Source organism: Pseudomonas sp. FP2294, assembly GCF_030687625.1.
GTDB classification, from domain to species: Bacteria; Pseudomonadota; Gammaproteobacteria; order Pseudomonadales; family Pseudomonadaceae; genus Aquipseudomonas; species Aquipseudomonas shahriarae.
This window is the reverse complement of record NZ_CP117441.1, coordinates 586544-609474: the sequence shown is the minus strand read 5'-3', so window position 1 is coordinate 609474 and position 22931 is coordinate 586544. Positions and strand designations below refer to the sequence as shown.

The following is a 22931-nucleotide window of genomic DNA, read 5'->3' as shown; positions in this document are numbered from 1 at the left end:
CCCACATTGGACTGGTGTTCCTGACACAGATTGAGAGGCGCCGCCAATCCCTGTGGGAGCTGTCAGCGGCTCCAGGTTTCCCGTGGATCAAAGTTGGCCTTTTTCGCCAACTCCTGCCACAACGCCTTGACCTCTTCGTCGCTGCTTTTTGGCATCACCGCCTTGAGCTGCACAAACAGATACCCGCGCTGCCCGGCCTTGTTCAGCAAGCCATGGCCCTTGGCCCGCATGCGCTGGCCATTCTGGCTGCCGGCCGGGACTTTGAGGTTGATCTTGCCGGTCAGGGTCGGCACCGCGACTTCTGCACCCAGGGCCAATTCCCACGGTGCCAGCGGCAAATTAATCACCAGGTTTTCGCTTTCCACCTCAAACTTCGGATGCGGCGCAAAGCGGATGATCAGGTACAGGTCGCCATTCGCGCCGCCACCAATCCCCGGGGCGCCCTGGCCCTTGAGGCGGATGCGCTCGCCATCGGCCACGCCGGCCGGGATCTTCACGTTCAGGCTCTTGGTGGTGTTGCTGACGTGCTGGCCCGCCGCATTGTATTGCGGCACCTGGAAGCTGATCGCCTTGGACTCGGTAGACAGCGTCTCTTCCAGGAACACCGGCAGTTCCATCTCCACATCCTGGCCGCGACGGCCGGGGCTGCGCCCTTGAGCGCCGCCGAAGCCGTTGCCACGCGAACCAAAGATCGAGCTGAAGAAGTCCGAAAACTCGCCCGTGTCCTGGCCACCGCCGAACCCGCCACGGCTCTGCCAGCCTGGCGGCCCCTGGAAAGGTTGACCGTGCTGGCCATAGCGGCGCAATTCGTCATATTCGGCGCGCTTGTCGGCACTTTTCAGCGCTTCATAGGCTTCCGAGGCGTCCTTGAACTTCTCTTCCGCGTCCTTTTCCTTGCTGACGTCGGGATGATACTTACGGGCCAGCTTGCGATAAGCGGCCTTGATCTGCTTGTCATCGGCCGTCGGCTCGACACCAAGAATCTTGTAATAGTCTTTGAAATCCATGGGGGCATCACCATCCGTTATCGAGATCGCACAGTCGGGCCCTGCCTGCCGGGGCATTGCGGGGCGATTCGAGGTGCGTCAGAAAAATATCGGCGGCTTGCAGGACAAACTTGATCCTTTCGACAGCCACCAACCGTATGCACAGGAGTTGGGGGCAAGGAGCCGACCTTTCAAGGTAACAAGTCTGCTGTATTTAGCGGATAGTCGGCCTACGCATCTGCACGCGAGTGACATACACTGCGCGGCCGTTTTTTAACCGGAACCTGTTAGACATGAACAACACCTCCCCAGCCCGTGCCTGCGGCATCGACTTCGGCACGTCCAACTCCACTGTCGGCTGGATCCGTCCCGGCATGGAAACGCTTATTGCGCTGGAGGACGACAAGATCACCCTGCCGTCAGTGGTGTTCTTCAACTTCGAAGAACGCCGCCCGGTATACGGCCGTCTGGCGCTGCACGAGTACCTGGAAGGCTACGAAGGCCGCCTGATGCGCTCGCTCAAAAGCCTGCTGGGCTCCAAGCTGATCAAGCACGACACCAGCGTGCTGGGCACGGCCATGCCGTTCAAGGACCTGTTGGGCCTGTTTATCGGCCAACTCAAGAATCGCGCCGAAGCCACCGCCGGCCGTGAGTTTGAAGAAGTGGTGCTGGGCCGCCCGGTATTTTTCGTCGACGACGACCCAATGGCCGACAAAGAGGCCGAAGACACCCTGGTGGACGTGGCCCGCAAGCTCGGTTTCAAGGAGGTCTCGTTCCAGTACGAGCCGATTGCCGCGGCCTTCGACTACGAGTCCACCATTGAAAAAGAAGAGTTGGTACTGATTGTCGACATCGGCGGCGGTACCTCCGACTTCTCCCTGGTGCGCCTGTCGCCCGAGCGACGCAAGCATGACAACCGCCACGACGACATCCTCGCCACCGGCGGCGTGCATATCGGCGGTACCGACTTCGACAAACAGCTCTCGCTGGCCGGCATGATGCCGCTGTTCGGCTATGGCAGCCGCATGAAAAGCGGCGCCTACATGCCCACCAGCCACCATATGAACCTGGCCACCTGGCACACCATCAACTCGGTGTACTCGCAAAAATCCCAGCTGGCCCTGGGCAGCATGCGCTACGACATCGAAGACACCGGCGGCATCGACCGCCTGTTCAAGCTGATCGAACAGCGCGCCGGCCACTGGCTGGCCATGGAAGTCGAAGAGACCAAGATCCACCTCACCCACGACGACAGCCGCCATGTGCCGCTGGACCGGGTAGAACCGGGCCTGAGCGTGGAACTGAGCCGAGCCCTGTTCGAGTCCTCCATCGACAACCTGCTGGAGCGGGTGCGCAACAGCGTGACCCAACTGCTCGACGACGCCTCGGTGGATGTGGCCCAAGTCGACACGGTGTTCTTCACCGGCGGCTCCAGCGGCATCCCGGCCCTGCGCCAGAGCATCTCGGCGATGCTACCCAATGCCCGGCACGTGGAAGGCAACATCTTCGGCAGTATCGGCAGCGGGCTGGCGATTGAGGCCAGTAAGCGTTACGGCTACTGAGTGAAGAAATCGCCTCGTGATGGCACGGGGCGATTCATCACAACTTACCTGTGGCCAACTGATCGACCCATGCCTTGAAGGTATCGGCATAGTCATAAAAACCGACAACCGTACGGACTAATTTTCCGTCCCGGAAAAACAGCGTGGTTGGCGCGGACTGCACGTCATAAGCAGGCGTCTTCTCGATCGGACCATTGACCTCCAGCGTCTTGTCGAGGAACTCAATAGCCGTGCCCTGATCCCGGGCTGCAGCCTCCAGTGTCACGACCATTCTGTTTGAAGAGGGCTTGCTGGCATTACTGAACAGCACAATCACTGGGGTCGTGGCCTTGAGCACACGACTTTCAAAGCTGCTGGCATCTACCGTAGGCAAAGACATGATTTAGCTCCTGTCGAAACGAAAAATGATATTCCGCACTCAGGAGCAGACCAGCAAACCCGTGGTGGGTCTACTGTCAGAAATAACAGGTGTGAGCCAAAGGCAGCCTCCTACCGCGGCTCTCTACACCATCCCGCCCAGCTTCAATTCACTCTTCAAATACGCATAGTAGATCGGCCCCGCCACCACTCCCGGCAGGCCAAAGGCTGCCTCGAACACCAGCATCGCCAACAGCAACTCCCACGACTTGGCGCTGATCTGCCCGCCGACGATGCGCGCATTGAGGAAGTACTCGACCTTGTGGATCACGATCAGGTAGCCCAGCGCCGCCACCGCCACCCAGATCGACACCGACAACGCGACGATGGTGATCAGGGTGTTGGACATCAGGTTGCCGATCACCGGCAGCAGGCCCAGCAGGAAGGTGAGGACGATCAGGGTCTTGGTCAGCGGCAGGTGGATCCCTGCCAGTGGCAGCACCACCGCGAGGAATATCCCGGTGAAGATGGTGTTGAGGGCGGCAATTTTGATTTGCGCGAAGACAATGTTGCGAAAGGCCTGGACCAGCAGGTGCAGGCGATCGAACAGCGCGGCGGCCAGGGGTTTGCGCTTGGTCAGGTCGGGCACCCGCTGGAGGGCGATGATCGCCCCCAGGACCATACCGATCAGCAAGGTCACGAACATATGGGCGGCGTCTTTGCCCACCAGTTGCAGTTCGCTCAGGTGCTTGCTCAGCCATTCGCCGATGGCCACGCGAAACTCGGCGGCGCTGGCTGGCAGGTAGGCGTCGAGGAACGGCGGCAACTGGCCGCGCGCGCGGTCGACCACGCCCATGAATTTATCGAGGGAGGCCCCGGGGTTTTCCGCTTCGTGCAGCAGGAAACTGATGGCGCCAGCGAAGATCAGGGTCAGCGCGCTGACAATCACAGTGCCAAGCAACGCCACCGCCAGCCAGCGCGCACGCCGGCCTTCGATCAGGCGTTGCAGCTGTGGGGTGAGCATGTTGACCAGTTCGAAAACCAACAGGCCGGCCAACAGGCTGGGCAGCAGCTTTAACGGTAGGACCAGCAACAAGCCGCCGAAAATGATGATGTAGCTGGCCAGCAACAACACATGACGCTGAGAAAACGTTGGCATACAGCCTCTAAACGAACGGCGTTAAAGGATGGGCAGTCTGCCAGCCTTGGGACAATCAAGCGAGAAGTCTGATGGCTGTAAACGCCATCGACTGTGGGAGCGGGCTTGCCCGCGATGGCGCTGGCTCAGTCGATATCTCGCCGGCTGACACACCGCAATCGCGGGCAAGCCCGCTCCCACAGGGGTATTTAAGCGGGTCAGCCTTTGAGGCAGGTGCTCATAAAGGTTTTACGCGCATCGCCGGTCAGCGCCTTGGTTTTTGCCGACGCGTTGCAGTCCTTCATTTTTTGCTGCTGCGGGGTCAGGGTCTTGGCGTCGTTGGCGGCCGGGGCCGAGAGGCAGGTTTTCATGAAGGCCTTGCGCTCGTCGCCCTTCAAGGTCTTGGTCGAGGCTTCGGCATTGCAGGTGGTCATTTTGTTTTGCTGGGCAGTGGCCGCAAACCCTTGGGAACAGAGCAGCAGACCGATCATCAACAACGGAATACGCAACATCTTCATGGAGTTTTCTCCCTGTTACCACGCCGAGGGGCGCGGCCTCCCCTGCAGTGTAGACAAAGCCTGTTACACCTTCACCTGCTACGTAAGTTCGTTCGTCGATACTGCTCCGGCGTACAACCGGCCTGGCGCTGGAACATCGCAATAAACGCCGAGGCGGTGCTGTAGCCCAGGTCAAACGCCACCTCCTGCACGCTGCGCGTGCTTTCCAGGGCCTCGATGGCCGCCAGAAAGCGCAGGCGCTGACGCCACTCGCCAAAGCTCATGCCCAGTTCGCGCACAAACTGCCGGGCCAGGGTGCGCTCGCTGACATGCACCTGCTGCGCCCACAGCGCCAGCGCGCGATTGTCCCCAGGATCGGCCTGCATGCCTTCAAGCACGCTGAGCAGGCCGGGGCTGCTGGCATACGGCAGGAAACAGTCATGCACCGGCGCCTGCTGGAGTTGGTCCACTAGCACCTGGGCCAGGCGCACGTCGGCCTCGTTGGCCGGGATATTCACGTCGCGCTCGGCAAAATCACTGAGGATCGCCTTGAGGATGTTGCTGATGGTCAGGGTGCAGGGCTGCTTGGGCAACAGCTCGCACAACGACGGCGCCAGGTACACCGAGCGGTAGACAATCGCCTGGGCATTGTAGGAACTGTGCTGGGTGTTGGGCGGGATCCACACCGCGTATTGCGGCGGCGACATAAACCGGTTGCCGCCCACTTCAAAGCGCATCACGCCACGGGCCGAGTAGTCCAGGGAGCCCCAGGCATGCTGATGGCGGGAGGCGCGGCTGTCGGCGGCAAACTCCGAGTAGCGGAAGTACACCGGGGCCGGTAGCACGTCGAAATCGGGCAGGTTGATGTAGGTCTTGGACATATTGTCTGGATACAAAGGCGGCTTGTCTGGATCGAAGTATAGGCTTCGATCCAGACAAAGGATAATCAACCCTCACTAACGTTCCTGGTTCCTTGCAATGCAATACGCTTATCCGCTGCTGGCCATCTTTATCTGGGCTGGCAATACCGTGGTCAACAAACTCGCCGTGGGCTCGATTTTTCCGGCCGAGATCGGTTTTTATCGCTGGCTGCTGGCGGCCATCCTGTTCACCCCGTTCATGCTCAAGCCGGTCATTGCCAACTGGGCATTGATCCGCCCCAACCTGGGCAAGATCGCTGTGCTCGGCGTGCTCGGCATGGCGGTTTACCAGAGCCTGGCGTACTACGCCGCGAGCCTGACCAGCGCCACCAATATGGGGATCATCCTCTCGCTGATGCCATTGATGGCCCTGACTGCGGCGATTATCAGCCTCGGCCAGCGCCTGACCTTCGGCGCCCTGACCGGGGCGGTACTGTCGTTTGCCGGGGTGGCGGTGGTGGTGTCAGCCGGCAGCCTCGGCGCGCTGCTGCAACACGGGGTGAACCTGGGTGACGCGATGATGTTGGTGGCCACCCTGGCCTATGCGATCTACAGCACCCTGTTGAAAAAATGGCAGCTGCGCCTGCCGCCCCTGGTGCTCCTGTATTTGCAGGTGCTGGTGGCTGTGGTGGTGCTGTTTCCACTGTTCCTGGCCTCGGACAAGGTCGGCCTCGGCCCGTCGAATATTGGCCTGGTGGTGTACGCCTGCCTGCTGGCCTCGATGATCGCGCCGCTGGCGTGGATGCATTCGGTCAAGCAGTTGGGGCCGAGCCGGACCACGCTGTTTTTTAACCTGCTGCCGTTGATCACCGCGCTGATTGCCGCAGTGGTGCTCAAGGAACAGCTGGCGCTGTATCACCTGGTCGGCGGCGTACTGACGCTGGGCGGGGTGATTTTGTCGGAGCGCTGGACGACGCCCGTAAGACGTTAAAGCCCGGCCGCCTTCAACCGCTGTGCATGCTCGACAAACAGGCGGATCGGCTCGGCACCTTTGCCCACCAGGCCCAGCGACTGGTTGACGATATCGAAATGGTCCAGCGCATAGTCGTCACCGATCACCGTGCCCAAGTGTGAGCTGTAGCGCCCGACCATGCCGTCGCACTGGCCTTTCTCCTTGACGAAGGTCCGCGCAAACAGCCGGCAACTGCGGTTGGTGCCGTCCAGCAGGTTGCGCCCGCGATCGGTCTTGCCCGGCTGCAGGGTGCCGGACCAGGAGTAATAGCGCACACCGCCCACTTCCTCGGCGCCCTGCCCGCCCCAGGTGTCTGGCAGGCCCTGAGGGTACTGGCGATTGAACAGCGCCACACCCGCGCTGGTCAGCGACTGATGGGAGGCGTGGATATCCGCCGCAAAACGCGGGCCGCGATAGCCGGTTTCCAGAAGCCCCATCAGCACGCCCACCAGGCGCAACAGCGCACTCATGATCCGGCCCTTGGCGCTGTCGGCCGGGTAGTGGGTGTGCAGGTAGTCTGCCAACTCCGAGCCGTGATTAGGCCCCGCCACCGACGTCACCGAAGCCACCCATTCCGGGCGTTTGGCCGCTGCGTAACGGGCGGTGAGCGAGCCCTGGCTATGGCCGATCAGGTTGACCTTGTCGGCGCCGGTCTGGCGGCGTATCTGCTCGATCTGCGCCAGCAACTGCTCGCCGCGCACCTCGCTGGAATTGAGCGGCGCCACTTGCACCGCAAACACCTGCGCCCCGCCGGCACGCAAGGCCGGAACGATGCCGTACCAGTACGGGTACAGCAGCAGCCGTACAAACCCGAGCATGCCTGGCACCAAAACCAGGGGATAACGTGTAGCCAATGTCTGCGTCATAGGGGCAAACGTCCTTGAAAGAGGCGATTAGGCTGATCCTAGACCAGCCCTGCCGCCACCGATATGACACCCGGCAACATCCGATAAAACTTTTTGCGCCGCACAGCACTCACAACTTGGAGCGATCACACCCCGAGAGTGTGGCGCAAAACCGGATTAGCCTCAGGAGATTGAAATGACTGACATGCATTTGTCTGACGTAAGCACCCTTCGCGAACGGGCACGCAAGAATGTGGAAAACGGCGCGGTGACCGAAGGCTACAGCGCCGACCGCGAAGAGATCCTGCGTCTGCTCAATGAGTCGCTGGCCACCGAACTGGTCTGCGTGTTGCGCTACAAGCGCCACTACTTCATGGCCAGCGGCCTGAAAGCCAGCGTCGCCGCCGATGAGTTCCTGGAGCACGCCAACCAGGAACTGGAACATGCCGACAAACTGGCCGAGCGCATCGTGCAACTGGGCGGCGAACCCGAGTTCAACCCGGACCTGCTGTCCAAGAACTCCCACGCGCAGTACGTAGCCGGCACGACCTTGAAGGAAATGGTCTACGAAGACCTGGTGGCCGAGCGCATCGCGGTGGACAGCTATCGCGAGATCATCCAGTACATCGGCGAGAAAGACCCGACCACCCGCCGCATCTTTGAAGACATCCTGGCCCAGGAAGAAGAGCACGCTGACGATATGGCGGACATTCTCAAAGACCTGTAAGGCTGCCAGCACAGCTAACAACGGTGGGAGCGGGCTTGCTCGCGAGAGCGGTGTATCAGTCAGCATTTTTAGCGACTGAGCCACCGCTATCGCGGGCAAGCCCGCTCCCACATTGAGCTATCGGTTTCTTCGGTTAGCCTTTCACCGTTTTCGGTGCCTTGCCTTCCCGCATCTGCTGCAACAGCGGCACGCACTGGTTCGGCTCATCCCCACTCGGCGCCACCAGCGCCAGCAAGCCCGCCGCAGGGGCGACGATCACACCCAGCGCCACCATGCCTGCGCCACGCAACAACAGTGGCACCGTCTTGACCCCGGCATTGGGCTTGATAAACGGCCCGTTGACGTACAACGGCGAGCGCAGCGAGAACAGGCGAAAGCCCTTGGACTCTGGGCTGATCGTCAGGTCCAGCTGTTCGCTGGCCATGTTCGCGGTGCCGTCGATGTAGATGATCGCGTTCTCGGTATCGAATACAAACAGGCGGGTGGTAGCCAGGCCGGTCTTGATGCCGAAATCTGCCGCCGCGCAGTTGATCTTCACTTCCTTGTCGCCAAACAGTTTGCCAATCACATAGTTGCCCACGTTCAGCCCGGCGATTTCCATCAAGCCACGGCTGATGGCTCCGTCGTTGATGAGCATTTTCAGATCGCCATTGGCACTGCCCAGCAACGCTGCCACCGAGTTGCCGCGCCCGGCGATATCGGCATCGCCATTGAGCTCGCCGAAGCTGGTCTTCATCGGTTCAAAGGTGGGGAACAGTTGCTTGAGCTTGAAGTTGCGCGCCGTCAGTTTCGCCCGGCCTTCCAGCGGGGTGATGCGGCCATTGAGGCGAATCTGCGCATCGAGCTTGCCGCCCGCCACACCGAAACGCAGGGGTTCGAGGCTCAGTTGGCCGTCGTTGAGCACCAGGTGCGTGTAGAGGTCGGTAAAGGGCAATTCGGCACTGTGGACGATGCGTTTGCCGGTGAACTCGACATCCGCGTCCATATCGCGCCAGCGCTCGGTGCGGAACTCCTCCACCGGCAACACCTTGGTCGCCGGTTGCTTGCTTTCACCGCCACGAGCTTTTTGCTTGGCATTGGAGTCGGCACCGATCAGCGGCGCGAGGTCGGCCAGCAGCAGTTGATTGGACACCAACGCGCCGCTGAGCTTGGGCCGTGGCTGACTGGCGACATAGGCCAGGTCGCCGTGGATGTCGCTGTTGCCGATCTTGCCGTTGAAGTTCTCATAGCGGAACGACGCACCGCCGGCCTCCTGCAACTTGGCGATCAGGCGCCCATCGGTGGAATAGGCCGGCGAGTCCGGCAGGGTCACGCCAGTCAGTGGGTAAAGGTTGCCCAGGCTGGTACCGGACAGTTTCAGGCGCAGGTCCAGGGCGCCGAGGTTCAGTGGGTCGGTCAGGGTGCCGGCCAAGGCAATACTGGTATCACCGATTTTCGCCTGGGCTTGCAGGGGGAATGGCTTGGCAGCGTCCTGCAGGGCCAGCAGCCCGCCGATCTTGCCGCTGCCCGCGAGTTTCTGGCCGTGGTACTGGCCGCTGACCTTGAGGCCGAAGGCATAGTCCTGGGGTGTCGCGCCCTGCTCCAGGGCCTTTTTGGCATCGCGCTCGCCGACGATTTCGCTGAATGCGATGGGTTTGCCCAGGAGGTCGATCAGCACATCGAGACGGGTCTTGAGGGTCTGGTCGTCGAGGGTCACGTGGCCCTTGTCGAAACCGATGGCACCGATATCCACCACCCAGTTGGACGGTTCGGCATTCGGATCCTTGGGATCAAAGGTGAAGGTCCAGTTGGCGCGGCCATCGGCCAGGCGCTGCAGCTCGGCGCTCGGTTCGGTCAGGTCGATGCGCGGGATCACCACGCGCTGGGCCAGCAAGGCCAAGGGCGAGATGCGCAGTTCAACGCGCTTGAGGGTGACCATTTGCGGTTTTTTCGACCACTCGGGGTTGCCCAGGCTCAGGTCTTCGGCCACCACATGGGGCCACGGCACCCAGGCGCGCCAACCGCCCTCGTCCGGCTCGCGCTGCCAGACCACCGCCAGGTTGCCATTGATGGCAAAGGCGCGATGCAGCTCTTCGGAGACTTTGGCATTGAGTTGCGGCTTGATCCGGTTCCAATCGAAGAACACCAGGATCAGTACCACTGCGGCGATCAGCAGGACGAAGCAAGCACTGCTCCAGGCGAGAATTTTACGAGTGCGCGTCATTGCACAGGGCTCCTGATTACGACTGCGCGTGCCACGGGCCACGCGCGCAAGGGCTAAAGCTTATATGGCTACGACTGGCAAATGGCCTGGGGGTTTAACCGCAGAGGGCAATTAGCAGTGAAAAGCGTTTTTTCTGACTAATCCGACAGCTTCTTTCATCAATGACGCACCATTGTTACCCACGCCCGTGTCGAAAATACCCACCTCGGTGCAAAAGCGCGTGCTTGAGAGCCGCGATTTAGAGCCTCGGCGCAGAACAATCAATTCTGTTGATTATTACCATTGCGTTTATGAACTTTTATATCGAGATATCGAGAGTAGCATTGGCTCCGTACCCACTTTATCGCCCTCCCAAGGAGCCACTCTCATGAAACGCCAATTACTGCTCAGTGTTGCACTCTCCGTCCTGGCCACCAGCGCTTTTGCCCTGCCAGCCGCAGAACAAGCCATCCCACAAGCCAAGGCTGACGCCGCGCACATCAGCCAGACCGTTGCCGAAGGTGGCCGCGATCGCCTGGAACAGAAAGGTCTGGTTGAAGGCGGTTCCGACCGTCTGCAAGAGCGCAACGCCGTCGCCGAAGGCGGTCGCGATCGCCTGGAACAGAAAGGCCTGGTTGAAGGCGGTTCTGAGCGTCTGCAGAAACGTGAATTCGTAGCCGAAGGCGGCCGTGATCGCCTGGAACAGAAAGGTCTGGTTGAAGGTGGCTCGGACCGCCTGCAACAGCGCGAATTCGTTGCCGAGGGCGGCTCCGACCGTCTGGATGACATGCATAAAGCTACGAGCTAAGCCCGTGCCGGCCCTGAAAAAAGCCCGATCCCCAGTGATCGGGCTTTGACTTTGTGGGACCTGCCCCCCTTTTGCCCTGTTTCAAGTTCGACGCCGGTAAAGTTGTTTTGCTAGAGTGCGTCGCTGTCCTTGTCTACAAAGCCCAGCTGCCAATGCTCCCCCGCGCCGAACAGAAGCAACAGACCCGCCTTGCCTTGATGGACGCAGCCCGCCATCTGATGGAGGGTGGCCGTGGGTTTGGTAGCCTGAGCCTGCGTGAAGTGGCAAAGAGCGCCGGCATCGTGCCCACCGGTTTTTACCGTCACTTTGCCGATATGGACCAACTGGGCCTGGTGCTCGTCAGTGAGGTCGGCCAGACCTTCCGCGCCACCATCCGCCTGGTACGCCACAACGAATTCGTCATGGGCGGCATCATTGATGCCTCGGTGCGGATCTTTCTCGATGTGGTGGCGGCCAACCGTTCACAATTCCTGTTCCTGGCCCGCGAGCAATACGGCGGTTGCCTGGCCGTGCGCCAAGCCATCGGCGCGCTGCGCGAGGACATCACCTCGGACCTGGCAGCCGACCTGACGCTGATGCCCAAGCTCCAGCACCTGGATGCCGACGGTTTGCATGTGATGGCCGACCTGATCGTCAAGAGCGTGTTCGCCACCCTGCCCGACATCATCGACCCGCCCGCCGCCGCCCTGCCGCCGCATCTCACGCCCCAGGCCAAGATCACCCAGCAACTGCGCTTTATCTTTATCGGCCTCAAGCACTGGCAAGGCCTGGGCAGCACCGAGTAGCGCGGTCAACGCACCGTGTGAAAACGCTTGGCGGTGGTGTAGTTCTTCTTCCAGTAGTTGTTGGCCAGGGAGTCGATGCGGATGCTCTTGCCCTTGCGCGGCGAATGAATGAACTTGCCCTCACCCACATAAAGGCCGACATGGCCGACCTGGCTGCTGCCATTGGCCTTGAAAAACACCGCATCGCCGGGCTGCAGCGCATCACGCTTGATCGTCGCCGCCGTTGACCGGTGCATCGCCGCCGTGGTGCGCGGGATGACAATATTGGCCTCGGTCTTGAACAGATAGACCAGCAACCCGCTGCAATCGAACCCCTGCTCCTGGGAGCTGCCGCCCCACTTGTACGCGGTGCCCAGCAACTCATGGGCGCGGTCGACCACACTCTCGATGGTGGGTTGCGGCACGGCCTGCAACGATGAACTGAAAGGGGCCAGGGAAGTGGTGCGCTTATTGAAGTTGGCCGAAGCCGATGAGGTGATGCCAAACAGACCGACCATGACTACACATAAAAATGACTTAAACATGAGGAACGTCGCAATGGATTAAACACGGGGGCGAAATCCTAGTGAAACGACGCGTAGAAATATGAGCGAGGAATCCCCTATGCGCGTAGGAGCAATCCCAAATCAACCCTGGGACAAGTAGCTGAAGGAAACGCCCTGCAAAACAGCTGGCGGGGCCCGCCAAAACCGCCCAATTCGGGTGCTTGCGCAGCCCATGACGCACCACAATGAATCACTCCCTCACCCCCCCCTCGCCCCGTTTAGTGGCGCAACGCCCCAGACCTACGGCGTTTTCCTACGTCCAGCAGGGTTGGCAAGCCCCTTGCTCTAGCCTGTTTATCGCTCATAGCTGGAAGCTTCCTGATGCTGGTGATCCACCGCCGAATCGCCCCCCAACCCACCTGGGCCGCAGAGTTGCTGCTGAACTTCGAAGCCCGCAGCAAAAGCCGCCTGCGCTGTTTCAGTGCCGAGGGAGAAGACGTCGGCCTGTTTCTGGAGCGCGGTCAGCCGCCGCTGCACGATGGGGAATTCCTACAGGCTGAAGACGGACGTGTCGTACGTGTCTGCGCGCGCCCTGAACAACTGCTGCACGTAACCTGCAGCAGCGCCTTCGAGCTGACCCGCGCGGCCTATCACTTGGGCAACCGCCATGTGGCCCTGCAAGTGGGTGACGGCTGGCTGCGCCTGCTTGATGACTACGTGCTCAAGGCCATGCTCGAGCAATTGGGGGCCCATGCCGAAACCCTCGAAGCACCGTTCCAGCCCGAGCACGGCGCCTACGGTGGCGGTCATCATCACTCACGCCACGGTGACGAAGACTTCAACTACCCGCCCAAACTGCATCAGTTCGGCGTGCGCCTGTGAACCCGGCCTGGGCGCTGTTGCGTCTGGCCAGTCCGCAATTGCCGATTGGCGGCTACAGCTATTCCCAGGGCCTGGAAATGGCCGTGGACAATGCCCGTGTCAGCGATGCCGACAGCGCCCGACGCTGGATCAGCGACCAACTGCTACTCAACCTCGCACGCTTCGAAGCGCCGCTGTTGCTTGCCCAGTGCCAGGCCGCCGCCGACCAGGACTGGGCGCGCCTGCGCCAGCTCTGCGAAGAGCATCGTGTCAGCCGCGAAACCCGCGAGCTGTTCCAGGAGAGCCGGCAAATGGGCTACTCCCTGCAACAACTGCTCAACGGTCTGCCGGAACTGGATGACGCAGCGCGCCGCTTTCTCGACGCCACCCCCGAACCCCACCTGGCCCTGGGCTGGGCACTTGCCGCGCGCGCCTGGGCGATCAGCCCCGAGGATGCCCTGGCCGCCTGGCTGTGGAGCTGGCTGGAAAACCAGTTGGCGGTGCTGATGAAGACCCTGCCCCTGGGCCAGCAGGCCGCCCAACGCCTGACCAGCGAGCTGCTGCCGTTGCTGCAACAAGCCCAGCAGGACGCCCGCCAGTGCGATCCCCATCACGTTGGCAGCGCCGCGTTCGGCCTGTCCCTGGCATGCATGGCCCACGAGCGCCAGTACAGCCGCCTGTTCCGTTCCTAGGAGAAACCCATGAACACACAACCTCTGCGCGTCGGTATCGGCGGCCCCGTTGGCTCCGGCAAGACCGCCCTGACCCTGGCGCTGTGCCTGGCCCTGCGTGATCGCTACAACCTGGCGGTGGTCACCAACGACATCTATACCCGCGAAGACGCCGACTTCCTGGTGCGCAACCAGGCCCTGGCACCCGAGCGCATCATCGGCGTAGAAACCGGCGGCTGCCCGCACACGGCGATTCGCGAAGACGCGTCGATCAACCTCGAAGCCGTGGATCAACTGAACCGGCGCTTCCCAGGCCTGGACCTGATCCTGGTGGAGTCGGGCGGCGACAACCTGTCGGCCACCTTCAGCCCCGAGCTGTCGGACCTGACCATCTATGTGATCGATGTGTCGGCCGGCGACAAGCTGCCACGCAAGGGCGGGCCGGGGATCTGCAAGTCGGACCTGTTGGTGATCAACAAGATCGACCTGGCGCCTCTGGTCGGCGCCTCGCTGGAACTGATGAACAGCGACACCCAGCGCATGCGCGGCGGCAAGCCGTTTGTCTTCAGCAACCAGAAAACCGGCGTCGGCCTGGAAGAAATCGTCGCCTTTATCGAACGCCAGGGCCTGCTGACCGCAGCCTGATCCCTTACCAAGGAGCTGTTTATGAGCCTCAACAAACTGTTTGCCGCCGCCACCCTGCTACTGGCCCCGGCCCTGGCCTTTGCCCATCCGGGCCACGGCGACAATGGCCTGGTGGCCGGCATCAGCCATCCCCTCGGCGGGCTGGACCATCTGCTGGCGATGCTGGCCGTCGGCCTATGGGCGGCGCAGCAACAAGGGGCGGCGCGTTGGGCGCTACCGTGTACGTTTGTCGGCACCATGCTGCTCGGCGGCGTGCTGGGGTTTGAAGGGTTGGCCTTGCCGGCCCTGGAAAGCGGGATTGCCGCGTCGGTACTGGCCCTGGGCCTGGCGGTGGCCTTGGCGATTCGCCCGCCGGTGGCGCTGGCCGTGGCCGCAACAGCGGTGTTTGCCCTGTTCCATGGCGTGGCCCATGGCCTGGAGCTGCCGGACATGACCAGCCCTTGGGCGTATGCAGCCGGGTTTGTCGGGGCGACGGCGGTGCTGCACGCGGCCGGGTATGCGCTGGTGCGCTTCTTGCCGGCTGCGGCGGCGCCGCTGGTGCGGCTGGCGGGCGCGGCTTCGGCGGCGACCGGGGTCTGGTTGCTGGCGGGCTGAGCCTTGCGGTGCCTGTAAGGGATCCATCGCAGGCAAGCCAGCTCCCACATTTGAAGGGGTTCACAACTCAAAAATGGGGAGCGGGCTTGCCCGCGATAACGCTCGCACAGACACCACTGTTCTCAAGCCTGCTACCATGCGCGGCAAACACCCCTGCCGTGACGACGCCAGCCGATGCCCATCGCTCCAAGCTCCGCCCACAAGCCTCAATTGAACGCCGTGCTCACGCACTTCAACGACCTGATCGTGCCGCTCTGGCAGGGTCCGGGCTGGAATGCCGAGCTGGCGTTGCCCTATGAGGCGCTGGACGCCGACCATCGCCCCTTGCCCCCGCAACGCTACCGCGCCATGGCCTGTGCCCGGCAGTTGTATGTGTTTGCCAGCCTGATCGGCGAGCCAGGCAAAGCGTTTGCGCAAGAGCGCGCTGCGGCGTTGTTTCGCTCGCTGCAACGGCACTTCCATGACGCCGAGCACGGCGGCTGGTTCTACAGCATCGACCCCCACGGCAATCCGCTGGACCAGCGCAAAGACCTCTACACCCACGCGTTTATCATCTTCGCCTGCGCCCATTACTGGGCCAAGGTCCGCGAGCCGTTGGTGGAGTCGGTGCTCAATGCCGCCCTGGAAGTAGTCGCCGAGCGCTTTGCCACGGGCGACGGCCTGTATGAGGCGGTCCTGGAGCGTAACTGGTCGTCCCTCAAGTCCGGCCCGCTACAGAACCCGCTGATGCACCTGGCTGAAGGCTTCCTCGCCACCCTCGCGGTGCGTGAAGACGCGGCAGTGCAACAGGCCCTGCTGGCACTGGCGACGGCCATGCAGCAGCGCTTTATCGAGCGCCAGCATGGCGTGATGATGGAGAAACCCCTGGGCGCTGTGGATAACTGGTTCGAGCCGGGGCATCAGTTTGAATGGTTCTTCCTGCTGGAGTCCTCGCCCCTGCTGCGCGGCACTGCGCTGCATGCCTCGCTGAGCCGGGCATTTGCCTATGCCGAGCAAACCGGTGTGGATAACCTCACTGGCGCCGTCAGCGGCATGTTGGCGCTGGACGGCAGCGTGCGTGACGCCACCCAGCGCATCTGGGCCCAGGCCGAGTACCTGCGGGCACTGACCTTGCGCCCGGGCAGCGCGGCGGTGCTGGAGCGCCAGTTGCTGGCGTTGCAGCAGCATTTCCTGCATGCCAGGGGCTGGAATGAGTGCCTGGATGCCAAGGGTGAGGTGAGCCGGCGGGATATGCCGTCGACTACGCCTTACCATTTGGCTACCTGCTATCAGGGGTTGAGCGAGTTTCTCGGCTGATTTTCCCGGCCCCATCGCAGGCAAGCCAGCTCCCACACTTGAACGGTTTCCATCGTTGGAACGCAGTCGAATGTGGGAGCTGGCTTGCCTGCCAGAGCCTCACCTCGGTCTAACGGCCGATCACGCAATCCACTTGCGATCCCCAGTAAAACTGATCGTCAGCCACCGCGCCTTGTCCGGCGCGCCCAGCCCTGTGGATATCTCTTCACGTAGCCCGTCGAGCGTCGCAACCTTATCCACCGGGTAATCGGCCGGCAACACCACATGGATCTCGATAAACCGCGCCCGCCCGTGTTTCTGCACGTAGGACACGTAATCCTCGAAACCATGCCGGGCCTGGGCCGCATCCATCACTTCGCGCACCTTGTCGTCCAACTGGTCCGGGGCAATCCCCAGCACGTCGCGCAAGGCCGGGCGCAGGATCTTCAAGGCCGGCGCCAGCATGCTCAGGGCCAGCAGGATCAGGATCAAGGGGTCGACATACACCGCCCACTCGCCGTAGCCCTGGGACTTGAGCAACAACGCGGCCAGGAAGCTCACCAGCAGGCCCACGGAGAGCATCGCGTCCACCAGCCAACTGATATTGTCGAACTGGATCAGCGACGACTGCAGCTTGCGGTTGCGGTGGCGCACATAGAAGAAGTAGGCGAACTCGACCACGGTAAACACCGCGGCGTAGATGATCACCAGCCCCAACTCGATCTCGCGCCCGCCATTGATAATGCCGAACACCCCGTTGAGAAACGCGTAGATGGCGATCAACAGCAGGAAACTGCCCTCGATCAGCAGCACCATGGGTTCCAGGTGCCAGTAGCCGAACTGGAAGCGGTCATTGCTTTTCTTGGCGATCAGCTTGGCCGTGATCAGCATCAGCACCTTGATAAAGGTCGCGATCAGCGAGAAAAAGCCATCGAATAAAATGGATTGGGCGCCTGATATCACACCCGTGACAATCCCGGCGATCGCCACGGCGAACATCAGGATGGTCGATTGTTTGAGCAGTGCCTGCTCACCTCGGTTACTCACATATCCTCCTGTCAAAACCTTTAAACCGCTGGTTGCGGTGGGGTTTTCAGGAGTGGAGTGTACCTTATGTCGCCTTTTGGCCGATTTGCCGCCTTCGCCGGCAACCCCGGCTCCCCCATTTGATTGCATTTCAGAAGAGGGAGCCGCGCTGCGACGATTCGACTTGCCCGCGCTGCAGGCGGCGCGGTGCTAAACCTTATTTAGCCCCACGCTCAATCGCAAACCCTGCCCAGGTCTGGCTGACCGGCATCAGCTCCAGGCGGTTGATGTTCACATGCGCCGGGGTGTTCATCACCCAGAAGATGGTGTCGGCAATATCTTGCGGCTGGATCGGCTCGGCGCCCGCATAGGTGGCGTCGTAACGCGCCTGGTCACCGCCGAAGCGCACCAGGGAGAACTCGCTCTCGCACAGGCCCGGCTCGATGTTGGTCACGCGTACGCCGGTGCCTTGCAGGTCGCAGCGCAGGTTCAGGGAGAACTGTTTGACGAACGCCTTGGAGCCGCCATACACGTGGCTGCCCGGGTACGGGTAGTTACCGGCGATGGAGCCCAGGTTGATGATCCCGGCGCCACGACCATGGGCGATCAGGCGCGGCAGCAGCAGGCTGGTAGTGGTCAGCAGGCCCTTGATGTTGGTGTCGACCATGGTTTCCCAATCGTCGAGGCTGCACTTGGGCGCCGGGTCGGTGCCCACGGCCAGGCCGGCATTGTTGATCAGCCCACGCAGTTTGCTGAACGATGGCGGCAGGTTGGCAATTGCCTCTTCCATGCCCTTGCGATCACGCACGTCCACCACCAGGCCATGCACCTCGGTCTGCTTGGAAAGCTCTTCGACCAGGGCATTCAAGCGCTCGGCACGCCGGCCGGTGAGCACCAGTTTCCAGCCAGCCTCGGCAAAGCGACGGGCACAGGCTTCGCCGAAACCTGAAGTTGCGCCAGTAATAAACAGCGTGTTGGACATGGTGTTCTCCTTGCGGGCATCGGGAAAAAATCAGCCAGCAGAATGCCCTTACGCCGCCGTTGCGGCAACCGCTATGCACATAACTTCATGCACACCTGATCATTTTTTAATCACTCCAGGTAAAGCCTTGTAAACCGTGGCCTGCAGCCATATGCGCGCAGGTTATCCACAGCTGCGCCCACAGTCTTTGGGGGCAAGTACAAAACCCTCCAGGCCGCTATGTACAAGGCCTTCAGGGCGATTCAAAAAGTTTTTTGCTTGACCTTGGGCGGGCCATATGTAGGCCCCTGCGGGAGGATGAGTCGGGATGCATGGCTCCAGGCCAGTAAATCCGGCCTCTACACCAGTCTTTCCAGAGTTTAACCACAGACTTATCCACAGGCTTGAAGGTCATGTTTCGGTCATATACCTGTGTCTATGAACAGGTTGACAAAACCTGCGACACTCCACAAAAAAGCCCCTGATCAAAAAACAACCATAGCGCTACAGGCCGCGTAGATAAAGGCTTGCAGCCAGCTACTCCCATGTTACCCACAGCCGGTTCCACAGTGGATGGGGACAAGTCATTTGTGTGACAAAACAGGGATTTGCGGCGGCTATATGTCGCGCTTGAGGAGGTGTGTGGATTTGTTTTCCACAATTTGCCGGAGGGCCTGTGGACGACCGAAAAATGCAGGCGCCCGCTGATCATTCCCACGCTTCGCGTGGGAATGCCGCCAAGGACGCTCTGCGTCCCAAAGCGTGACGCGGAGCGTCACAGGATGCGCTCCCACGCAGAGCGTGGGAGCGATCAGGCCGGGTTAGTGCCCGCCGAGGTAGGCGTTGCGCACTTCCTCGTTCACCAGCAACTCCTTGCCGGTGCCGGTCAAACGGATTTCGCCGTTGACCATCACATACGCCCGGTCAGACAGGCGCAACGCATGGTTGGCGTTCTGCTCCACCAGGAAGATGGTCATCCCGGTGGCGGCCAGCTCGCGCAAGGTGGCGAAGATCTGCTTCACCACAATCGGCGCCAGCCCCAGGCTCGGCTCATCGAGCAGCAACAGCTTGGGTCGGCTCATCAATGCCCGGGCAATGGCGAGCATTTGCTGTTCGCCACCGGACATGGTCATCGCCCGCTGGTTACGCCGCTCCTTGAGCCGTGGAAACAGCTCGAACATGCGCTGCATATCTTCGCTGGCGTGCTTGTCGCCAATGGGGATGGTGCCCATCAGCAGGTTTTCCTCGACGGTCATGTCCGGGAACACCCGCCGCCCTTCCGGGGACTGGGCGATGCCGTTGGAGGCGATGTAGTGGGACGACTTGTGGGTGATGTCCACGCCCTGGTAGAGGATCTGCCCGGACTCGGCGCGCGGCTGGCCGAAGATCGACATCAGCAGCGTGGACTTGCCCGCGCCGTTGGAGCCGATCAGGCTCACCGTCTCACCTTCGTCGATGTGCAGCGAGACTTTTTTCAGGGCCTGGATCGGGCCGTAAAACACGTCCAGGTCCTTCATTTCGAGGATAGGCGTACTCATACCAACTCCTCTTCATCGGCGCCCAGGTAGGCCGCAATCACTTTCGGGTCGTTACGGATCGCTTCCGGCCCGCCCTCGGCGATGACGTTGCCGTGGTCCAGCACCACGATGTGGTCGGAAATACTCATCACCATGCCCATGTCGTGTTCAATCAGCACCACTGTGAGGTCGTGTTCGTCGCGCAGCAGGCGAATCATCGCGCTGAGGGCTTCGGTTTCCTGGGGGTTGAGGCCCGCTGCCGGTTCGTCCAGGCAGATGATCTGCGGCCGGGTGCACATGGCACGGGCGATTTCCAGGCGGCGCTGCTGACCGTAGGAAAGCTCGCCGGCCAGGCGGTTGGCACAGTCCACCAGGTCCACCACTTCCAGCCAGTAGAAGGCGTGGTCCAGTGCATCGCTTTCTGCCTTGCGGTAGCCCTTGGTGTTGAGAATGCCCGCCAGCATGTTGCGGTTGACCCACATGTGCTGGGCCACCAGCAGGTTTTCCACCACCGACATTTCCTTGAACAGGCGAATGTTCTGGAACGTACGCGCCAGGCCGGCACGGTTCACCAGGTGGGTGCCGCCGAACATCTTGTAGTACACCCGGCTGAAAAAACTCTTGGGCGACACGAAGTCGGTGGGCTTGAAGCGTTCGCCGAGCAACTGGATCACGTTGGTCTGTTTGCCACGGATATTGAGTTCGATCTTGCCGCCGCTGGCTGTATAGAAGCCGGTCAGGCAGTTGAACACCGTGGTCTTGCCAGCGCCGTTGGGGCCGATCAGGGAGAAGATCGAGTTGCGTTCGACCTTGAGGCTCACATCGCTCAAGGCCTTGATGCCACCGAAGTGCATCATCAGGTGTTCCACGTTGAGGACCACTTCCTTGCTCATGGCGCTACCCCCTTGCGTGGTGTCACGCCGCTACGGCTGATCCGGATCAGGCCACGCGGTCGCCAGATCATCATCACCACCATCAACACGCCAAACAGCAGCACACGGTACTCGGAGAAGCTACGCAGCAGTTCAGGCGCCACGGTCAGCACGAACGCGGCAATCACCACGCCCACCGTCGAGCCCATGCCGCCCAGTACCACGATGGCGAGGATCAATGCCGACTCGAAGAAGGTGAACGAAGACGGGTTGACGAAGCCCTGGTAGCTGGCAAAGAACACCCCGGCCAGACCGGCCGTGGAGGCGCCGATGGTGAAGGCCGAGAGTTTGACCAGCACATGGTTCAGGCCCATGGAGCGGCAAGCGATCTCATCTTCACGCAGGGCTTCCCAGGCGCGACCCACTGGCATGCGGGTCAGGCGGTGCTTGATGTACAGCACGGCCAGCACCACCAGGAACAGCACGATGTAAATGAACAGAAATTTCACGTTGGGGTTGTAGGCGATGCCAAAGAACTCATGGAACGGCACCCCGCCTTCCTTGGCGCGCCGGCCGAACTCCAGGCCGAGGAAGGTCGGCGATGGCACCGGCATACCGTTCGGCCCGCCGGTAAACGACAGCCAGTTGTTGAGCACCAGGCGGATGATTTCACCGAAGCCCAGGGTCACGATGGCCAGGTAGTCACCGTGCATTCGTAACACCGGGAAGCCGAGTATGCACCCCGCCAACGCGGCCGCAATGGCCGCCAGCGGCAACACCGTCCAAAACCCCAGCCCGAGGTATTGGTACCCCAGGGCCAGGCCATAGGCGCCGATGGCGTAGAACGCCACGTAACCCAGGTCGAGCAACCCGGCCAGGCCCACCACGATGTTCAGGCCCAGGCCCAGCAACACGTAGATCAGCCCGAGGATCACCACGGTCAGCAGGTATTTGTTGGCAAAAAACGGAAAGACAATGGCGATCACGATCAGCGCCGGGATGATCCAGCGCAGCCGCGATTTGTAGTCCGGCGCCAGCACATGCACCCCGGAGCCCGAGCTTTCAAAACCCTGGAGGATCTTCAAGCCCTTGGGCGTTTGCAGGAACAGGCTCATGACCAGCCGCCCGGCCATGACGATGGCGACCAGCAAGCCCACGCGGGCTGGCTCCAGGTTGAAGCTGTAGCCGTCCAGGACCACGCCGACGATAGGGCCGAACACGATCAGGGAAATCAGCCCGGCGAGGACCGCATCAACCACACTTTTCTTGATATCAATAGATTTGGCAGCAGACATGTTTACACCTTCGCCACGAGAGGGCGACCAAGCAGGCCCTGGGGACGGAAAATCAGAATCACCACCAGCAGGGAGAAACTGAACACGTCTTTGTAGTCAGAGTTGATCAACCCCGAGAACAGCGACTCGGAAATCCCCAGGATGATCCCGCCCAGCATCGCCCCAGGCAGGGAGCCGATGCCGCCGAGTACCGCTGCGGTAAATGCCTTGATGCCGATGATAAAGCCGGCATAGAAGTCGAACGTGCCGTAGTTCAGGGTAATCAGCACACCGGCCAGGGCCGCCATGGCGGCACCGATGACAAACACGTAGGAAATCACGCGGTCAGTGTTGATCCCCAGGATCGAGGCCATCTTGCGGTCTTGCTGGGTCGCACGGCACATGCGGCCGAGCTTGGTGTACTTGATGATGTAGGTCAGCAGCGCCATACCGGCAAAGGCTGCGACCAGGATAAACACCTTGGTGTAGGTCAACTGGACGAACCCGGTGCCGATATCGACGCGCCAGGCGCCGGCCAGCAGGGTGGGAATGCCTTGTTGCTTGGCGCCCTGGGCGATCTGCGCGTAGTTCTGCAGGATCAGCGAAATCCCGATGGCGCTGATCAGCGGGGCCAGGCGCGTGGAGTTACGCAACGGTTTGTAGGCGACACGCTCGATGACCCAACCGTAGACGCCCGTGACGACAACGGTGAACACCAGGGTGCCAAGAATGAGCAGCGGGAAGGATTCGAGGCCGAAGTAAGCCAGCAGTGCCAGACTGATCGCCGCGAGGTAAGCGGAAATCATATAAACCTCGCCGTGGGCGAAGTTGATCATGCCAATGATGCCATAGACCATTGTGTAGCCGATGGCGATCAGGCCATAGACCGACCCGAGGGTCAGACCGTTGACCAGTTGCTGCAGGAAAATACCATCCATAACGCAATCTCACGCGGTGAGAACCTGCACACCGTGGGGTGTGCGGTCCTTCT

Annotated in this window: 24 protein-coding genes; 10 read left to right on the top strand and 14 right to left on the bottom strand. The window is 61.3% G+C overall.

The genetic code is table 11. The features are described from left to right. Positions 1-62: 62 nt before the first annotated feature. Complete coding sequence (locus tag PSH73_RS02615; RefSeq protein ID WP_198791920.1) at positions 63-1007, bottom strand: DnaJ C-terminal domain-containing protein; 945 nt, start codon at positions 1005-1007, stop codon at positions 63-65. 272 nt (positions 1008-1279) lie between these two features. On the opposite strand from PSH73_RS02615, the gene PSH73_RS02610 reads away from it, so the two are divergent. Then, entirely contained in the window at positions 1280-2548 is a 1269-nt protein-coding gene (locus tag PSH73_RS02610; RefSeq protein ID WP_128593130.1) for an Hsp70 family protein, read from the top strand. Between the two features lie 37 nt (positions 2549-2585). Here PSH73_RS02610 and PSH73_RS02605 read toward each other — a convergent pair whose 3' ends face one another. The 4 genes from PSH73_RS02605 to PSH73_RS02590 form a co-directional block, all read right to left on the bottom strand. Continuing rightward, positions 2586-2927, bottom strand: a complete 342-nt coding sequence (locus PSH73_RS02605; protein WP_057437492.1) for a co-chaperone YbbN — start codon at positions 2925-2927, stop codon at positions 2586-2588. Between the two features lie 123 nt (positions 2928-3050). Beyond that, on the bottom strand, positions 3051-4064 hold the full coding sequence (locus PSH73_RS02600; RefSeq protein WP_305461868.1) for an AI-2E family transporter: 1014 nt from the start codon (positions 4062-4064) through the stop codon (positions 3051-3053). Between the two features lie 197 nt (positions 4065-4261). Further along, a complete protein-coding gene (locus PSH73_RS02595) occupies positions 4262-4561 on the bottom strand; it encodes a PsiF family protein (RefSeq protein WP_057437488.1) in 300 nt (99 codons plus the stop codon). A gap of 71 nt (positions 4562-4632) precedes the next feature. Beyond that, positions 4633-5421: a helix-turn-helix transcriptional regulator gene (locus PSH73_RS02590; protein ID WP_057437714.1), complete on the bottom strand. Its 789-nt coding sequence runs from the start codon at positions 5419-5421 to the stop codon at positions 4633-4635. 97 nt (positions 5422-5518) lie between these two features. On the opposite strand from PSH73_RS02590, the gene PSH73_RS02585 reads away from it, so the two are divergent. After that, the gene (locus PSH73_RS02585) at positions 5519-6391 is read left to right on the top strand and encodes a DMT family transporter (RefSeq protein ID WP_057437486.1); all 873 of its coding nucleotides are present in this window, start codon (positions 5519-5521) and stop codon (positions 6389-6391) included. Here PSH73_RS02585 and PSH73_RS02580 read toward each other — a convergent pair. Beyond that, positions 6388-7278 carry a triacylglycerol lipase gene (locus PSH73_RS02580; protein ID WP_305461866.1) on the bottom strand — a complete coding sequence of 297 codons (891 nt, stop codon included), beginning with the start codon at positions 7276-7278 and terminating at the stop codon, positions 6388-6390. The genes PSH73_RS02585 and PSH73_RS02580 overlap by 4 nt on opposite strands. Positions 7279-7453: 175 nt before the next feature. Between PSH73_RS02580 and PSH73_RS02575 the strand changes: the two genes are divergently transcribed. After that, entirely contained in the window at positions 7454-7984 is a 531-nt protein-coding gene (locus PSH73_RS02575) for a bacterioferritin (protein ID WP_057958177.1), read from the top strand. Positions 7985-8117: 133 nt separating this feature from the next. On the opposite strand, the gene PSH73_RS02570 is transcribed toward PSH73_RS02575, so the two are convergent. Further along, the gene (locus PSH73_RS02570) at positions 8118-10187 is read right to left on the bottom strand and encodes an AsmA family protein (protein ID WP_186625845.1); all 2070 of its coding nucleotides are present in this window, start codon (positions 10185-10187) and stop codon (positions 8118-8120) included. A 367-nt stretch (positions 10188-10554) separates the two neighbouring features. Here PSH73_RS02570 and PSH73_RS02565 point away from each other — a divergent pair, with 367 nt between their 5' ends. Both PSH73_RS02565 and PSH73_RS02560 read left to right on the top strand, forming a co-directional pair. After that, entirely contained in the window at positions 10555-10974 is a 420-nt protein-coding gene (locus tag PSH73_RS02565) for a hypothetical protein (protein ID WP_057437478.1), read from the top strand. 152 nt (positions 10975-11126) lie between these two features. Next, complete coding sequence (locus PSH73_RS02560) at positions 11127-11759, top strand: TetR family transcriptional regulator (protein WP_057958175.1); 633 nt, start codon at positions 11127-11129, stop codon at positions 11757-11759. A 5-nt stretch (positions 11760-11764) separates the two neighbouring features. Here the strand turns inward: PSH73_RS02560 and PSH73_RS02555 are convergent, their stop codons facing one another. Beyond that, entirely contained in the window at positions 11765-12283 is a 519-nt protein-coding gene (locus tag PSH73_RS02555) for a C40 family peptidase (RefSeq protein ID WP_128593132.1), read from the bottom strand. A 342-nt stretch (positions 12284-12625) separates the two neighbouring features. Here PSH73_RS02555 and ureE point away from each other — a divergent pair, with 342 nt between their 5' ends. From ureE to PSH73_RS02530, 5 genes are all read left to right on the top strand, one after another. Continuing rightward, entirely contained in the window at positions 12626-13126 is a 501-nt protein-coding gene (gene ureE / locus PSH73_RS02550; protein ID WP_057437471.1) for an urease accessory protein UreE, read from the top strand. Continuing rightward, positions 13123-13797, top strand: coding sequence for an urease accessory protein UreF (locus PSH73_RS02545; protein WP_057958174.1), 675 nt, complete (start codon positions 13123-13125; stop codon positions 13795-13797). The genes ureE and PSH73_RS02545 overlap by 4 nt, the downstream gene beginning before the upstream one ends. Before the next feature lie 9 nt (positions 13798-13806). Next, positions 13807-14421 (top strand): urease accessory protein UreG, encoded by a 615-nt coding sequence (gene ureG, locus PSH73_RS02540; RefSeq protein WP_003217431.1) that lies wholly within the window; start codon positions 13807-13809, stop codon positions 14419-14421. A 21-nt stretch (positions 14422-14442) separates the two neighbouring features. After that, complete coding sequence (locus PSH73_RS02535) at positions 14443-15015, top strand: HupE/UreJ family protein (protein WP_200656272.1); 573 nt, start codon at positions 14443-14445, stop codon at positions 15013-15015. 174 nt (positions 15016-15189) lie between these two features. After that, a complete protein-coding gene (locus PSH73_RS02530; protein ID WP_057437461.1) occupies positions 15190-16311 on the top strand; it encodes an AGE family epimerase/isomerase in 1122 nt (373 codons plus the stop codon). Between the two features lie 120 nt (positions 16312-16431). Here the strand turns inward: PSH73_RS02530 and PSH73_RS02525 are convergent, their stop codons facing one another. The 6 genes from PSH73_RS02525 to PSH73_RS02500 all read right to left on the bottom strand — a co-directional run bounded on the left by PSH73_RS02525 (position 16432) and on the right by PSH73_RS02500 (position 22878). Then, positions 16432-17337: a cation diffusion facilitator family transporter gene (locus PSH73_RS02525; RefSeq protein ID WP_057437459.1), complete on the bottom strand. Its 906-nt coding sequence runs from the start codon at positions 17335-17337 to the stop codon at positions 16432-16434. A gap of 196 nt (positions 17338-17533) precedes the next feature. Continuing rightward, complete coding sequence (locus tag PSH73_RS02520) at positions 17534-18298, bottom strand: SDR family oxidoreductase (protein WP_057437457.1); 765 nt, start codon at positions 18296-18298, stop codon at positions 17534-17536. Between the two features lie 800 nt (positions 18299-19098). Continuing rightward, positions 19099-19815, bottom strand: a complete 717-nt coding sequence (locus tag PSH73_RS02515; RefSeq protein WP_057437450.1) for an ABC transporter ATP-binding protein — start codon at positions 19813-19815, stop codon at positions 19099-19101. Further along, complete coding sequence (locus PSH73_RS02510) at positions 19812-20687, bottom strand: ABC transporter ATP-binding protein (RefSeq protein WP_057958172.1); 876 nt, start codon at positions 20685-20687, stop codon at positions 19812-19814. The genes PSH73_RS02515 and PSH73_RS02510 overlap by 4 nt, the downstream gene beginning before the upstream one ends. Then, a complete protein-coding gene (gene livM / locus PSH73_RS02505; protein WP_057958171.1) occupies positions 20684-21961 on the bottom strand; it encodes a high-affinity branched-chain amino acid ABC transporter permease LivM in 1278 nt (425 codons plus the stop codon). Before livM ends, PSH73_RS02510 begins: the two co-directional genes overlap by 4 nt. Before the next feature lie 2 nt (positions 21962-21963). After that, positions 21964-22878, bottom strand: coding sequence for a branched-chain amino acid ABC transporter permease (locus PSH73_RS02500; RefSeq protein ID WP_057437447.1), 915 nt, complete (start codon positions 22876-22878; stop codon positions 21964-21966). Between the last annotated feature and the right edge of the window lie 53 nt (positions 22879-22931).